This is a genomic window from Nocardia sp. Root136 (assembly GCF_001427185.1).
GTDB classification, from domain to species: Bacteria; Actinomycetota; Actinomycetes; order Mycobacteriales; family Mycobacteriaceae; genus Nocardia; species Nocardia salmonicida.
The window spans coordinates 1,637,128-1,651,061 of sequence record NZ_LMFE01000001.1 but is presented as its reverse complement, the minus strand read 5'-3'; the positions used below and the strand labels follow the sequence as shown (position 1 = coordinate 1,651,061).

Genomic DNA, 13,934 nt, shown 5'->3' with positions numbered 1-13,934 from the left:
CACCCTTTCAGTGGCGGCCATGGAACACCCCAGCCTGCCAGCACGGTTCGAGTGAACCCGCCCTTCGGTGTCTGGTTCGCAGTCAACTCCTCTGGGGAGACGTACCGTGTGGGCACCCAATCGGTCACGCATCGATTATGCGGAGTTCGGTCGAGCGTCGAGCGGTAGCGAACTACGGTGGCGCCGTCTGGGTTCAGGCGATCTGGCGGCGGTAACCTAGCTCGTAGTTGACGACCGAGGCACGTGATGGGGGTGTAGGCCGCGATGGCGCGCATTTCGAAGGTCCTGCCGAGCATGCAGCAGATCAGGCCTCACAATGTCGAGGACCAGGTCGAATGCGAGTGGAAGATCATCGTCGACACCGACGGCTCTCCGTTGCTGCATCTGAGCACATTCGGATCGAGCAACCGCGCGTCCAAACGCAAAAGCAGTCAGTCGATTCAACTCAGCGCGGGGGTGGGCCATGCCCTGATCGCGATTCTCGTCGAAGCTTTCGGCACCGAGCAGAGCTCGTCGTTGGGAGCTCTGTTGTCGGATACACGAAATGGGCTGGAGGTGCCTGCGAGTGATCCGGCCAGTGAGCAAGCGGTGGAGCGGGGTGTCTCGACCAGCGCGCCCGCGCGCGATCCAGTCGAGGTCCCGTCGACCGAGCATCCCCTTGTCGCGGAACTGCTGAACAGCGAGACATTCGACCTTCAACGGCGACTTGCTGGTCGTGTGTCGGTGCCTGATGCGAAGATCGGTGACCTGGTTGGTGCGCTCCTGAACACACGGTTCCGCGAGGTGACTCGCCTCCAGGCTGCGACTCTCTTGGGTGTTCCGCTGGGTCGGGTGAGCGGCGCTCTGTCTCAAGCGCAGAAGATTCTCGATGTGGAGGGGTATGAGGTGTTGATCCTCGGGAATGACGACGTGGTGCACCTTGATAAGGGTGCGATGGTCGAGCAGTTCGGGTTGAGCCGGTGAGCCAGGTCTCGCACCGGAGGCGCCGCGAGATCCTGGACGCGCTACGGGTCGGCACCGTTCCGGCAAACGGCCTCGATCAACTGGCGGTCGGACTCGAGAAGTTCGACGTGGGGGTCACTCAGGACCTCGGCACCCTTGCTCAGGGCGGTTCGGTATTCAAAGCTGTTCGCGGTGATTACGGGTCGGGAAAGACCTTCTTCTCCCGATGGATCGGCGATCGCGCTCTGAAGATGGGCTACGCGGTGGCCGAGGTCCAGATCAATGAGTCCGACACTCCGCTGTACAAGCTGGATTCGGTCTACCGCCGGGCGATCGAATCGCTGCGCATGGCCAGCGTTCAGCCGAGTGCGCTGCGGACGCTCTTGGACGCATGGCTGTACACGGTCCAGGATGAAGCCGACGAGCAGGGGATAGGTGTCGATATTCTTATCGACCGCCGGCTCGCCGCGGTTAGCGACAAGGCGCCGATCTTTCCTTTGGCGATCCGGGCGTACCGAAAAATGGTCGAGGTTGAAGACCGCACCGGCGCCGATGCGATGGTGGCCTGGATCGGGGGCCAACCCAACGTGGCCGCAACGATCAAGCGACAGGCCAATATCCGCGGTGATCTGACCAACGAACTCGCACCGAGCTTCTTTCGCGGGCTCCTTGCCGTGCTCAAGGATGCTGGACACCCCGGCCTGATCCTTGTCCTCGACGAGGTGGAGACGGTTCAACGCATGCGTTCTGATACGCGTATGAAGGCGCTCAACACCCTCCGTCAATTCATCGACGAGGTTCATAAGGGCGAGTACCCGGGCCTATATTTGCTGGTGACCGGGACACCTGCACTGTTCGAGGGGCGTCAGGGAATTCGACTTCTGCAACCACTCGCGGAACGGCTGCATACGGACTTCTCGCCGGATCCACGTTTCGACAACGTGCGCGCGCCTCAGCTGCGTTTGACCGCATTCGACCTCGAGAAGCTGATCGAACTCGGTACTCGGGTACGTGAACTTTACGCGTCAGGCGCGGACAACCAGGATCGGGTTCGCTCAGTTGCCACCGACGTCTTCATCAAGCAGCTGGCGACTGCTGTGGCTGGCCGACTGGGTGCCCAGGTGGGAACCGCGCCCCGGATCTTCTTGCGCAAGTTGGTCGACGTGCTCGACAAAGTCGACCAGTTCGAAGCATTTGATCCGATGAGTGACTACGAGCTCCAAATTTCGGACTCAGAGTTGGATGACGCGGAGAAGGCCGCTGTGAGTGCGAATGATGTGCAGTTGGACCTATGACCGTCGATAGCTCCGACGAGGCGTTTTTACTGCTTCATCCAGATGTCCAACACCACATCGCAAACACGCTGCGGTGGGACGGGCTGCGGGAGTCTCAATCTGCTGCGATCGCCCCCGTACTTTCCGGCCAGGACTTGGTGATCGTGGCGGCGACTGCCGGAGGAAAAACGGAAGCTGTTGTCTTTCCGCTACTTTCGCGAATGGCGTGGGGGGGCTGGCAAGGTGTTTCGGTCATCTACGTGTGCCCACTTCGTGCGTTGTTGAACAACCTCGGCCCCCGGGTTGCGGAGTACGCGACCTGGTTGGGCCGAACGGCCGCAATCTGGCACGGCGATGTCAGCCAACCCGAACGTCAGCGAATCGTCGCAACTCGTCCAGACATCCTGTTGACCACGCCCGAATCCCTCGAAGCGGTTCTCGTCTCGACAAGAACGGACCACGGCGCTCTCTTCGCTGATCTGCGGGTTGTCGTTGTCGACGAAGTGCATTCCTTTGCTGGCGACGACCGAGGCTGGCACCTGCTCGCAGTGTTGGAGCGGATGTCCCGCCTTGCGAAGCGTCCTCTTCAGCGGATCGGACTGTCGGCGACAATCGGAAATCCGGCGGAGATGGTCGAGTGGCTCCAAGGGGGGAGCAAAAACCGTCCGCGGGCTGTCGTCGAGCCGGCACCTCAGAGTCCACTGGTACAACCAGTGGTCGAAGCCGATTACGTGGGTTCGATCCCGAACGCCGCCAGGGTGATTGCCGCCTTGCATCGTGGCGAGAAGCGACTGGTGTTCGTCGACAGTAGGCGGCGAGCCGAGGAACTCGGTGCTACGCTCCGTGAGGTGGGTGTCGAAACCTACCTGTCTCATTCCTCGTTGTCGGCGGCAGAACGCCGACGATCCGAGGCCGCGTTCGCGGACTCGCGCGATACGGTCATCGTCGCGACGTCAACCCTCGAATTGGGTATTGATATCGGCGACCTTGACAGGGTGATTCAGGTCGGGCCGCCTCGAACGGTCGCATCATTTCTCCAGCGACTGGGCCGTACAGGTCGCAGAACCGGTTCAGTCCGCAATTGTTTGTTCCTCGCGATCGACAGCGAGGAGGTCTTGCCAACCTTCGGCATGCTGCATTGTTGGGCCAGCGGTTGGGTAGAGCAAGTCGTGCCGCCGCCTGTACCGCGACATATCGTCGCGCAACAACTCCTCGCTCTGTGCTTGCAAGAGAGGAAGCTGACATTCGACAGCGCGAGCCACTGGTGGGGATCGCTCTCGGTCTTCGACGATGACACTGCAGCCGTCCTCGACCACCTCCTACGAGCGGGTTTCTTGGTCCGTGACGGGAACTATCTCATCGTCGGGCCCGAGGCAGAACGACGCTTCGGCCACCGGTACTTCTCGGATTTAACCGCGGTTTTCAGCGCACCACCGGAGTTCGTTGTCCTCGCCGGCAATGACGAAATTGGAACTGTCGGAACAGATTTGCTCGCTGAACGCCGAGACGATGCGACGGTGTTGCTGCTAGCGGGGCGGTCGTGGCAGGTGGAGAACATAGACTGGCGGCGTCGACGATGCTGGGTTGTAGAGGTCGGTGACGGTGGCCGGGCGAAATGGTCGGGAACGGCGTCCGATTGGGCATATGAATTGGCCCGCGGAATGCGAGCGGTACTCCTGGGACAAGACGTACCCGGAGTTCAGGTAACTGATCGGGCGGCGCGGGTACTTGCCGCCCAACGCTCCACATTCTCGCAGGCCGTTTCACCGGACCGACTGATCGTCACCATGTCGGACGAGGAAGGCGCCCGATGGTGGACGTGGGCCGGCACCGCTGCGAACCGCACCCTGCACGCCTCGTTCCCAGACCTCTTCGAACCTGCTCAGCGGATCAACGAGAAGGCGATTCGGCTTCGTAGCGGTCTGGAACTCGAAGACTTGGCAGCGCTACGGGGTGGACGGAAACTGGTTCTACCGCGCGTGGATAGGAATGCGCTTGCAGGACTGAAGTTCTCGACGGCACTTCCCGAGGCCCTCGCTATGGATACGCTCGCACGTCGGCTGGGCAACCTGTTGGTCGCACAGTCAGTGATCGCTGAACGCCGGCAGATTCGTTCGGACTGCTGACTGGCACTACAGTGCCGGTCAGCCGGTCAGCCACCACCGACCTTCCGGTATGAAAATGACTGTGCTACATCTGCTTTGAGGTCGCACCGGTCGATATAGAGCCACAAAGATGTTACCTTATGGCCATGCAGAGGCGGGGTGAAGAACATGCCTTGGACGTTGAAAAATCAATGCTTAGGCTTCATGAATCATGCAGAAGGCACATCGAGCAGGCGACGAGCGCTGACAGGACAGGAATCGGGCGAGTCCTACATCTAGAGGCTGATCTGGCTACTTGGTTAGAAGTGCTTGAACCGCGACCCGAGGTTCGTCAACTACAGTCTGCGCATCGCGATTTCGGATTCGGATTCTACGCAGCGATGACTGGGCTTTATCGCCAGGCATTCTCAAGTCTCCGATCGTTCCTTGAGGTTTCGGTTGGCGCTGCCTTCTTGAGCGCACATGAGCTGCGACGGCGCCAATGGGTAGATGGAGTTATTGATATTAGTTGGTCGGCGATCACATCCACCGATGAAGGATTGTACTCGCCGGCGTTTCTGAAGCAGTTTTGTCCGGAGTCGATGGACGAACGCGGAGAAATGTTACAAGCAGTCAAGGAATCGTACCGAGAATGTTCGGAATACATTCATGGGAATGTATCGACATCGGAGCTATTGCCTCAAAGTATCTCATATAAGGGCGCGATCGTTAGCGAGTGGATCATGGCCGCAGAGTCAACCCTCTCTAGCGTCTTGTATTGCTTCATGATTCGGTACTACAAAGATCTTGAGTCATCGGCTAAAGGCTCTGTCGAAGGGCTGATCGAGGACCATTTCTCACATTTAGTCTCGGCTCGGTATTTGCTCGGGCTTCCAGTCGAAGGACAGTAATTGAACGGGAATGAGCTTCACTTCCGAACCGAAGATCTCACTTTGGAAGATGTGGGCAAATATTTCGTGGAAACAGAGTTTGACAGATCGGCAATAGATTCTTTGAAGAGCAAAAAGACGGTAATTCTTCAAGGTGCTCGCGGTGTCGGCAAGTCGTTTCTACTAAAGATGGCACAGAAGGAGATTAACGAGGACTTTGCGAATTCAAAAGTTCTCGCAATTTACATAACCTTTAACAAAGCGGGGCTGCTTCAGACATCTGATCCAGACCGGTTCAAAAACTGGATGCTCGCAAAGATTTGTGACAGAATAATTCGAGAGGCGCGAAAGCAAAAATTGCTGCCCTCAAGGAGTAGTATATTTACGATTCTGGCTAGTGATCAGAATGACGACGGCACGGCTTCCCGGCTAGAATCACTTTGGATGAGCTTGGAGGACTCGTGGAAAGCTGATTCTGAATCGCTGGATTCGGATTCAGGTATCGACCCGGGGCGGATAAAAGACGCGGTCGAAGATCTTTGTGATCAGTCCGGGTGTAATCGAATCGTACTGCTTATAGATGAAGCCGCACACGTCTTCATCCCTGAGCAGCAGCGTCAGTTCTTCACCGTAATGAGGGATCTGCGTAGTCCCTATCTCTCTGTTAAGGCCGCCGTCTACCCTGGCGTCACGTATTTCGGGGACTCCTTTCAGCTAAGCCACGACGCAGAGTTGATCAGTGTGAATCGAAATATTCTCGACGCGGAGTATTTAAAGTCTATGCGCGAGATTGTTATTCGACAAGATCCAAGGCTGGAGGATTCAATACTGCGGAATGGTGCGGTATTCGATGCTATGGCCTTCGCGTCTAGTGGCAATCCTCGTACGCTGTTGAAAACCATATCCGGGGCCGCTCCGCTTAATACAGCACGAGCGCAATCTGTTATGAAAGAATACTATCGGGAAACGATCTGGGGTGAGCATTCAGCCTTGGGTGAGCGCTATATTGGACACCGTCAGGTAATTGACTGGGGTAGGGATTTCATTCAGGTCCATGTCATTCCGATGTTGCGGAAGCGCCACGAGGATCGACGAGTTTACATATGGATTCACCGGGACGCCCCCGTCGCAGTAAAGGAAGCGCTTCGCCTGCTGTGCTATAGCGGCATTTTGCATGAGGCTGGGAGCGGATTGGTTGCGACACGCGGGCTCACGGGTACCAGGTACATGCTTAATGTGGGAACCAGAACGGTGGTCGAAGCCGATCCGATTGCTGCTACCAATACGTTGCGAAAATCGGTGTCAATTAAGAGGATGATCGAATTTGGCGCAAATCATGAATTGTACGAAGGGATCGCTCGGCTGGACATCGAGAAACTCGACGAAGAGCGGCAGCAATTTATAAAATCGCAATTGGGACGATCTGTCGACGAACTAGAGATGACCGCCTTCGCGCGCCGGGCCCTAAAAAAGATCGGCTGCGATACAGTCGGCAAAATTCTAGCGGCGTCGGAAGCTGATTTTCAGAGGGTGAAATGGGTTGGTGAGGTTAGGTCACGGAATATGATGAATATCGCAACCGCTGCAGTGATGGAGTACCTTTCTGGCTAGTTTCAGTGATTCAGCCATTACGCCCCGTGTGACATCTATGGCTATTTTAGACTTGATCGGTGGACCTCGTTCGTATTGCACGGCTTGGACATGACCGGCCGTGTCGAATCGAGGTCCTTGGGTCCCGCGTGTGCGATCGATAAGCTGAATCGAGAGATCCCCGACCTCAAACTCTATAATCGGTCTGAGTGACTGAACCCCCCGTTCCTCCAACCAACCGGCCTGGGCGCGTTTTCAGCAAACTGGCAAAACTGATGCGCTATATGCAAGATTTTCGAACGAAGCGCGCGCCCAGGCCCGCGCTCCACAACTGAAGTGTGTCACGGCATACGACAGGATTCGGGTGGATGAGCGGGGCGGTCTACTCGGCGAAATCGTTGAACAGCAGGGTCGGCTCAGAGAGGATGTCGCGGCCTGTCTCTACTCGGTAAATGGTGTCGACACTGCCGAACTTCGCCTGGCTGTAGTCGAGTCCGAGGTCTGCCGCGGCTCGGCGGACCGCAGACTCGTTGGGTCCCTCGATTTCGAGAAAGGTAGGTAGATCAGGCCAGGTGTCCAGGTCGAAGATGACGTCGCCGAGGCGCCACTCTTCACGGTAGTTCTCCTGGTAGCGGACCTCTCTCAGTCCGATGGTGACGAGGAATTCGGCCATCGAGTCGAGATCGCCGACCACGGTCTCGATCTCTGTGGTGCCGTCGATGGTGGTGGAGTCGGTGACTTGTTTGAGCGTCAACGTTGTGTGGGGACCTTCGTCTCTGAGGCGAACCCAAGCGCCGATGGGCAGCGCATCGCCGTCGAAGATTTTGCGGGTCAACAGGGTTCGAGGGAAGGCCTGGATCGCGCCGAGCGCAGTCAGTTGTGCCCTGATCGCTTCTACGTCGATCGCCAAGAAGGTCGCTTCGTATTCATGCTTCATCGAGCTCGCGCCCTTCGTCGAGGTGTTCGCGCTTTGCAGCGAAAAATACACCAATGCGATGCGTGTGGTCGTGGAGCTGTCCGACATGTGGTCGTTCGATGAAGGGGTCGGTGCGCAAGGTGAGCAGTACCTCCCAAGTGTCACAGGGGAAGCGGCGGAACAGCTTGTCCGGCGTTGTGTAATGCTCGATGAGGTAGTGGTGGTCCTCGACCGGCATCATGAATTCGGCGCCGAGAAGCCCGCCCGGCTCGAGGAGATCCTGCAGCCGTCCGATGAATTCGCGAAGGGGACGGCGGTAGTTGACGCTGTAGTGCCACGAGCAACTCGTCCAGACCGCGTCGGCTTGAAGTTCCGTCAGAGTGACGTCGAAGAAGTCGTGCGGTTCGATCCTCACCTGACTTGTCAGCCCGGCTTCTTCTACGCGTTCGGCCAGGCTGGGCGCATAGGCGAAACCGGCGACCGGCAGGAGCACATCGCCACCGTGCAGCGCTTGCGGATCGTTCTCGACCGCGATGACGCGGTAGCCTGCGGCTGCGAGTGGCAAGACGAATTTGCCATCACTGGCGCCGATTACGGTCACAGTCGAGCCTGGCGCGCAGCGATCATTCAGTTCACGGACGAACTGTGGAAAGAACGTCAGGGTCTGCTCCCACAGGCTAGCGGTCTGCATGTTCTACCTCGCTTAGATCGAGTGACAGGATTGTTCGGACAACCTCGGCCGGGGTTGTCGCCGTGGTGTCGATGTAGTGCGTGGTCCATGCGTTGGTCGCTTCGGTGAGGCTCTGGGCCTTTTGCTCGGCCAAAACGTCCCATTTGGTCATCGGCTTGTCGCGCTGGGCTAGCCGACGAAGTCGTTCGTGAGGTGCGCATGTCAGCTGATAGGTCACTGGCTCGGGAAGGTCGGAGGGGAGCGCGATGCCGAGCCGGGCACCGAACTCCCGGTGGGTGGTGAGGCAGCGGGCGAAGTAGCTTTCGACAACGACAGGGATCCCCGCATCGAGGTAGCGAAGGATCTGGTCCGTCGCAGTGAAGAGTGCGGATAGGAACAGGCACATGCGCGCGTCAGGGTTGCTCGCGTGGTCCAGTTCCCGGCGTAGCGGCTGAAAATTCGGCGGAACTGTCCGGACCAGAACCGCCTGGCGGGCCTCGGCAAGTAGAGGTGCGACGGTGGTCTTGCCGGTCCCGGCGATTCCCTCGATGCTTTCGAACATGCGGCGATCAGACATGGCCGTACACCACGTCGGGAATTCCGAGAGCGATCTCATCGTGCGCAGAGGGCCGGTATTCGATGCGGTCGTACGCCTTGTCGTACCAGAAGGCGTGTGAGTCGTTGCCCACTGCCTTGCAGGACATAGTGAGTGCGCCGCGAGGATCTGACTCGATACGGTCAATTGTGTCGTTGACGCTCGAGGGCGCGCAGGCGGGCTCTTCATTGAGGTCGTCGTCGAGGATCACTTCGATACCCAGTCGGGCCTCGCCGAGTTTACGGCGGAGCCGGGTGTAGGCAGCGGAATCGGCGATCAGCATGTCCGGGTGTTGTTTTGCGTGGCCGACCGGTCGGAGTTGGTGCAGCTTGAGTTGAGTCACTTGGAGGGATTGAAGAGTCTCGGCGAGGCGGACTACTTCATCGACGTTGTATCGGTTCACGGTGAGGGTCGCGCCGGTCGGTATACCTAGGGTGTTCGCGAGCGCGATGGACTCCATCGCAGCGTCGTAGCTTCCTGCACGGCGGATACGATCGTTGGTCGCGCCGATCCCTTCGAGCGAAATTCTCAGCAGGTCGATGCAAGGCGCGACCTCGCGCAGCTGTCGGCCGATCCGGTACCCGTTTGTACAGATTTCGACTTTCATTCGCAGCGTGTGCTTGGCGTAGCGCACCACCCGGGGCAGATCCTTGTACACGAACGGCTCGCCGCCCAGCAGGACCACCTCTTCCGTGGCGTACTCGCGCTGCATACGTCCGATCAGGTTGCACGCCTGTGCGGCGGTGAAGGCATCGGCATGTTCGAGTCGCTCGCCGTGAAAACAGTGCAAGCACTCGAAGTTGCAGCGATAGAGCAACTGCAGGTACAGCCGTCGGATGCTGAGTATCCCGGTTCGCTCGTTGATCATGCTGGCTCCCTTGGGTTTCGGCGAGGTCAACATCGTGGCTGTCGGGCATTGGACTGCGTAACCGCGTTTGGGACGTCAGCGGGGACGTCCCGGGACGTTTCGTGGTCACGCCCGCGTGTGCTTGCTCGCGTCCGTTTCTTCGGCTTCTATTGGAAGCGTGAATGTCCGGCTGCAGACCGTGCTCCACCAGCGGGGGATCGCACCCGAGTCGCTTGCCGATGTCTGTGAGGTTGATCCGAAGACGGTCGGGCGCTGGCTCGGTGGTCGCGTACCTCACCCGCGGCACCGGCGACGGGTCGCGCATCACCTGCGGGTAGAGGAAGGATTCCTTTGGCCGCCAGTCTTGGACGAGAGAGCCGCACCGGCGAATGTCGAACTCGTCGCTACCTACCTCAACCGTGCTGAGGTACCACGCGAGACGTGGTTGTCATTGTTGGACAACGCAACTGAGCAGATCGATGTGCTCGTGTTCTCGGGCACCTTCTTTGCTCAATCCAACCCGCGGGTCGCCCATTCGCTTGTCGAACGAGCAAGACAAGGTGTGCGGATTCGGCTATGTTTCGGCAATCCGTGCAGCAGGGTAGTCGTCGACCGTGGCGGTGAAGAGGGGCTCGGCCCGGACACTCTTGCCGCGAAGATCCGCGCCTCGCTCACCTACTACCGTCCACTGCTATCGGTCGATCGATGTGAGGTCCGACTGCACGAGACAACTCTCTACAACTCGTTGTTTCGCTACGACGACACTCTGCTGGTCAATCCCCACATCTGGGGTCAGCCGGCTAGCGCCAATCCCGTCTTTCAGCTCAGGCGAGTCAATGATGTCGGCTGGTTCGACAACTATGCCGAAAGTTTCGACGCGATCTGGGCTGACGCGCAGCCCTGGATTCCGGACTGAGAGGTCAACGATGGGCAGAATCGAGTACTACCACGATCCAAAAGCTCCGAAGCCGAATTCTCTTGTGGTGGCATGCAATCTGCTGGTAGCTGATGGGTCAGGGGCGATCCTTTTGCAGCGGCGGCGTGATACCGGGCAATGGGCGCTGCCCGGTGGAGCCATGGACTTCGGCGAAACTGCTGCCGAATGTGCTATCCGGGAATGCCGGGAGGAAACGGGTATCACAGCTCAGATCACCGGATTCCTAGGCATTTACAGCAATCCGCACCACATCGTGGCCTACACCGATGGTGAGGTGCGGCAGCAGTACGAGAACACTTACATCGGGCGACCGGTGTCAGGCGAACCGACGATCAATGATGAAGCCGATGGTGTTGTCTTCGTTGCTCCGGATGATTTGGGCGACTACGACATCCACCCGAGTATGCGCCAGCAGATCGGTGACTTCGTGTCTGGCAGCTACCCGTATCTGGGCTGATTCGCCATCGCTTGTTCGATTCTCGTCGCGGCTGCCATGATTTCTGGTTCGGCGCGTTGAATGAACTTGCCCACCAAGGTATCCGGTCCGTAGCGGCCGATGATCTCGGCGATCCGCGCGGAGGGGGCCGTCGGACTTCCGTCGGGTGTTGTGGTCATGTCGGCGTAGATCAGTGCGTCTACCAGGAGATCATTGTCGGGGAGCGGGAACTCGCTCTCCAACTCGCGGCGTAGTCCGCGCTCCTCGGCCTCGAGCAACGCGCAACTGTGGTTGGCGACCAGCCGCGTCAACTGTTCGTCGGCGCCGTGCTGGTCACGGAGGAATCGAGCGCCGTCGAGTGGGTGAAATCCGGTCAGTGCCAGGTCAGGGGCGTAGCCGACATCGTGCAGAACGGCGGCTGCCCACAGTAGGTCGTTGTCGTTGCCCACGATCGCGGCCAGAGATTCAGCTGCGCGAGCGACGCCTTGGGAGTGGGACCAGCGACGAGGCAACGCATGCTGCAACTTTGACCGTGCGGTGGACTGCGCCCACTCGACGTCGATGCGACAAGCCACAGGAAAGAAAACTACCGGAGTGCTGTTCGGAAATGGGGTCGACCAGTCGAATCCGAGACCTTGCAGCATTCGAGCTCGGCGCGCGTCGGAGGTTTGCGAACCGAGGTGGGTGGGTTCGCGCGGTGATCGACGACCCCTCAGCGTGGTTGGCGCGTGCCGGGGGTGTGTCCGAAGGTGCGGCGGAAGACATCGATGAACGCGCTGGCGGAGGACCAGCCGCAGAGGTGCGCCACTTTGGTCACCGGAGTGTTCTCGGCGAGTAGGACGAGGGCGTGATAGAGGCGCAGTTGGGTGCGCCATTGCGGAAAGCTCATCCCGAGATCGGCTTTGAAGAGGCGGGACAGCGTGCGGTCACTGGCACCGATCTGTCTGCCCAGCGCGGCCAGGCTGCGGTCGTCGGCAGGGTTCGCGTGCAGGAGCTCGCACAGTGCTTGCAGCTGAGGGGTAGTCGGTGTGGGCAGATGCAGGGGCTGCTGGGTTGAGGCTCGCAGTTGATCGAGCAGTACCGCGCGCAGTCGTTCGCGTTCGGGGTTGTCGTCGTCCGGGTTGTGGGTGTAGGCGAGGATCAGGTCCCGGAGGAGGGGGCTGACGGCGAGGACGGTCGGGTCGTCCAGGCCGAGCGGGTTGTCGGCGGCGGGTAGGCCGACTAGGTGCAGTTCGAGCTCGCCATGAGCCCGGTGCGCGTGCGTAGTGCCCGCGGGCACCCAGATGGCGCGCGTGCTCGGCGCGATCCATGAACCAGCGTCGGTCGTCACGGCCAGTACGCCGCGGCCCGCGTAAATGATCTGGTGGTCGTCGTGACGGTGCGCGTCGATGGCGCCTCCGGGCATCAGCCATTGAGTGCGGGTCGGTGCTACTGGCGTGTGGCGGATTTCTGACATTTATTGGCAGTTTATCGGAAGCGCGACACGTCGCTCGTCGATGAGCATGGTGACGTGGCAAAGAACCGCTCGATCATCATGCTCTCGACCTGCCACGCATGCGTGGACATCTACCAGGGTTCGGTCGCCGCGCTCGTGCCGTTCTTCGTCGCAGAGCATGCTTACAGCTACGCCGCGGTGTCGGGCATCGTGCTCGCTGCGACGCTGCTGTCCTCGGTTGCCCAGCCGACGTTCGGTCTGCTCACGGACAGATGGGCGATGCCCTGGCTCCTTCCGGTCAGCACCATCGTCGCCGGGCTTGGCATCGCGCTGAGCGGACTGAGTGGCTCGTACGCGCTGACGCTGGCGCTCGTGGCCGTGTCAGGGGTAGGAGTAGCGGCTTACCACCCGGAGTCCGCTCGCGTCGCGCGGCTCGTCAGCCAGGGCAGACACAGCGCGATGGGTTGGTTCGCTCTCGGCGGCAACCTCGGCTTCGCGGCGGCGCCGCTCATCGTCACTGCCGTCGTTGTTTCCGGCGGCCTGCGCTTCTCGCCGCTGCTGATGGTGCCGGCGTTGGCAGGCAGTGTGCTGTGTCTGCCTGTCCTACGCGCATTGCGCAAGCCGGCCTTCGTCGTTTCCGGTAACGCTGTCGGCGCGGGTACCGACGACAAGGCGTCGTTCGTGAAACTGCCACTCGCCGTGGTCTTTCGATCCATCGCATTCGTCGGCCTGAGCACGTTCATCTCGTTGTACGCCCAGCAACGTATGGGCGGGGACGTGGCGGCGGGTACCGCGGCGCTGTTTGTGCTCTACCTCGGTGGCGCGGTGGGCTCGGTGCTGGGCGGCGCGCTGGCCGACCGATGGGAACGGGTCACCGTCGCCCGCTGGTCCTATCTGCTGACCGTCGCCGCCATCGCCGGGATCGTGTTCGTTCCCGGACCGGCGATGTACCTTTTCGTCGCGCTGACCTCTGTCGGCCTATATATCCCGTTCTCCCTGCAAGTGACCCTCGGCCAGGACTACCTGCCTACACGCGTGGGCACCGCCAGCGGCATCACCCTCGGGCTGACCGTCAGTATCGGCGGCTTGGCCACGCCCGTTATCGGCAGCATTGCCGACGCAACGTCCCTCCGAACCGCGCTGACCCCACTGATTCTGATGCCCGCCCTGAGCTGTCTGCTGTTGCGCACACTGCCCGAACCTGCTGCGCCGAAATCCGTGTCCGCAGTGGAGCGTCCGAGCCCACCAGCGACATCACCGATACCGAGGTATCAACCATGAACGTTTGGGGAGCGCAGCTTCTGGGCGACGCAACTTT

At 59.8% G+C, this 13,934-nt stretch carries 13 protein-coding genes; 7 read left to right on the top strand and 6 right to left on the bottom strand.

Annotation, left to right across the window (positions count from 1 at the left end):
• Positions 1 to 264: 264 nt before the first annotated feature.
• From ASD42_RS07750 to ASD42_RS34290, 4 genes are all read left to right on the top strand, one after another.
• Complete coding sequence (locus tag ASD42_RS07750; protein WP_056812048.1) at positions 265 to 963, top strand: hypothetical protein; 699 nt, start codon at positions 265 to 267, stop codon at positions 961 to 963.
• Entirely contained in the window at positions 960 to 2,237 is a 1,278-nt protein-coding gene (gene brxD, locus ASD42_RS07745; protein ID WP_056812046.1) for a BREX system ATP-binding protein BrxD, read from the top strand. Before ASD42_RS07750 ends, brxD begins: the two co-directional genes overlap by 4 nt.
• Entirely contained in the window at positions 2,234 to 4,342 is a 2,109-nt protein-coding gene (locus tag ASD42_RS07740; protein ID WP_056812043.1) for a DEAD/DEAH box helicase, read from the top strand. Before brxD ends, ASD42_RS07740 begins: the two co-directional genes overlap by 4 nt.
• A gap of 869 nt (positions 4,343 to 5,211) precedes the next feature.
• Positions 5,212 to 6,801, top strand: coding sequence for an ORC-CDC6 family AAA ATPase (locus ASD42_RS34290; RefSeq protein WP_063893574.1), 1,590 nt, complete (start codon positions 5,212 to 5,214; stop codon positions 6,799 to 6,801).
• A 361-nt stretch (positions 6,802 to 7,162) separates the two neighbouring features.
• Here the strand turns inward: ASD42_RS34290 and ASD42_RS07730 are convergent, their stop codons facing one another.
• From ASD42_RS07730 to ASD42_RS07715, 4 genes are read right to left on the bottom strand one after another with little or no spacing between them, the layout of a single operon-like run.
• Complete coding sequence (locus ASD42_RS07730; RefSeq protein WP_200950390.1) at positions 7,163 to 7,768, bottom strand: class IV adenylate cyclase; 606 nt, start codon at positions 7,766 to 7,768, stop codon at positions 7,163 to 7,165.
• The gene (locus ASD42_RS07725) at positions 7,707 to 8,387 is read right to left on the bottom strand and encodes an SAM-dependent methyltransferase (protein WP_056812034.1); all 681 of its coding nucleotides are present in this window, start codon (positions 8,385 to 8,387) and stop codon (positions 7,707 to 7,709) included. The genes ASD42_RS07730 and ASD42_RS07725 overlap by 62 nt, the downstream gene beginning before the upstream one ends.
• Positions 8,374 to 8,943, bottom strand: a complete 570-nt coding sequence (locus ASD42_RS07720) for an AAA family ATPase (RefSeq protein WP_084787033.1) — start codon at positions 8,941 to 8,943, stop codon at positions 8,374 to 8,376. The genes ASD42_RS07725 and ASD42_RS07720 overlap by 14 nt, the downstream gene beginning before the upstream one ends.
• Positions 8,936 to 9,829 carry a radical SAM protein gene (locus ASD42_RS07715; protein WP_056812031.1) on the bottom strand — a complete coding sequence of 298 codons (894 nt, stop codon included), beginning with the start codon at positions 9,827 to 9,829 and terminating at the stop codon, positions 8,936 to 8,938. The genes ASD42_RS07720 and ASD42_RS07715 overlap by 8 nt, the downstream gene beginning before the upstream one ends.
• A gap of 157 nt (positions 9,830 to 9,986) precedes the next feature.
• On the opposite strand from ASD42_RS07715, the gene ASD42_RS07710 reads away from it, so the two are divergent.
• The gene (locus ASD42_RS07710) at positions 9,987 to 10,724 is read left to right on the top strand and encodes an XRE family transcriptional regulator (protein ID WP_200950389.1); all 738 of its coding nucleotides are present in this window, start codon (positions 9,987 to 9,989) and stop codon (positions 10,722 to 10,724) included.
• A gap of 10 nt (positions 10,725 to 10,734) precedes the next feature.
• Positions 10,735 to 11,202: an NUDIX hydrolase gene (locus ASD42_RS07705; protein ID WP_056812029.1), complete on the top strand. Its 468-nt coding sequence runs from the start codon at positions 10,735 to 10,737 to the stop codon at positions 11,200 to 11,202.
• On the opposite strand, the gene ASD42_RS07700 is transcribed toward ASD42_RS07705, so the two are convergent.
• The gene (locus ASD42_RS07700) at positions 11,184 to 11,756 is read right to left on the bottom strand and encodes an HD domain-containing protein (RefSeq protein ID WP_200950388.1); all 573 of its coding nucleotides are present in this window, start codon (positions 11,754 to 11,756) and stop codon (positions 11,184 to 11,186) included. The genes ASD42_RS07705 and ASD42_RS07700 overlap by 19 nt on opposite strands.
• A 137-nt stretch (positions 11,757 to 11,893) precedes the next feature.
• Positions 11,894 to 12,637: an AraC family transcriptional regulator gene (locus tag ASD42_RS07695; RefSeq protein ID WP_056812026.1), complete on the bottom strand. Its 744-nt coding sequence runs from the start codon at positions 12,635 to 12,637 to the stop codon at positions 11,894 to 11,896.
• Between the two features lie 54 nt (positions 12,638 to 12,691).
• Here ASD42_RS07695 and ASD42_RS07690 point away from each other — a divergent pair, with 54 nt between their 5' ends.
• On the top strand, positions 12,692 to 13,897 hold the full coding sequence (locus ASD42_RS07690) for an MFS transporter (RefSeq protein WP_056812022.1): 1,206 nt from the start codon (positions 12,692 to 12,694) through the stop codon (positions 13,895 to 13,897).
• The last annotated feature ends 37 nt before the right edge of the window (positions 13,898 to 13,934 follow it).

Excerpts from the sequence above, each read along its gene's own strand:
- ASD42_RS07715 (WP_056812031.1), bottom strand. The coding sequence starts at position 9,829 with ATGATCAACGAGCGAACCGGGATACTCAGCATCCGACGGCTGTACCTG.
- ASD42_RS07705 (WP_056812029.1), top strand. The coding sequence starts at position 10,735 with ATGGGCAGAATCGAGTACTACCACGATCCAAAAGCTCCGAAGCCGAAT.
- ASD42_RS07720 (WP_084787033.1), bottom strand. The coding sequence starts at position 8,943 with ATGTCTGATCGCCGCATGTTCGAAAGCATCGAGGGAATCGCCGGGACC.
- ASD42_RS07725 (WP_056812034.1), bottom strand. The coding sequence starts at position 8,387 with ATGCAGACCGCTAGCCTGTGGGAGCAGACCCTGACGTTCTTTCCACAG.
- ASD42_RS07695 (WP_056812026.1), bottom strand. The coding sequence starts at position 12,637 with ATGTCAGAAATCCGCCACACGCCAGTAGCACCGACCCGCACTCAATGG.
- ASD42_RS07740 (WP_056812043.1), top strand. The coding sequence starts at position 2,234 with ATGACCGTCGATAGCTCCGACGAGGCGTTTTTACTGCTTCATCCAGAT.
- ASD42_RS07750 (WP_056812048.1), top strand. The coding sequence starts at position 265 with ATGGCGCGCATTTCGAAGGTCCTGCCGAGCATGCAGCAGATCAGGCCT.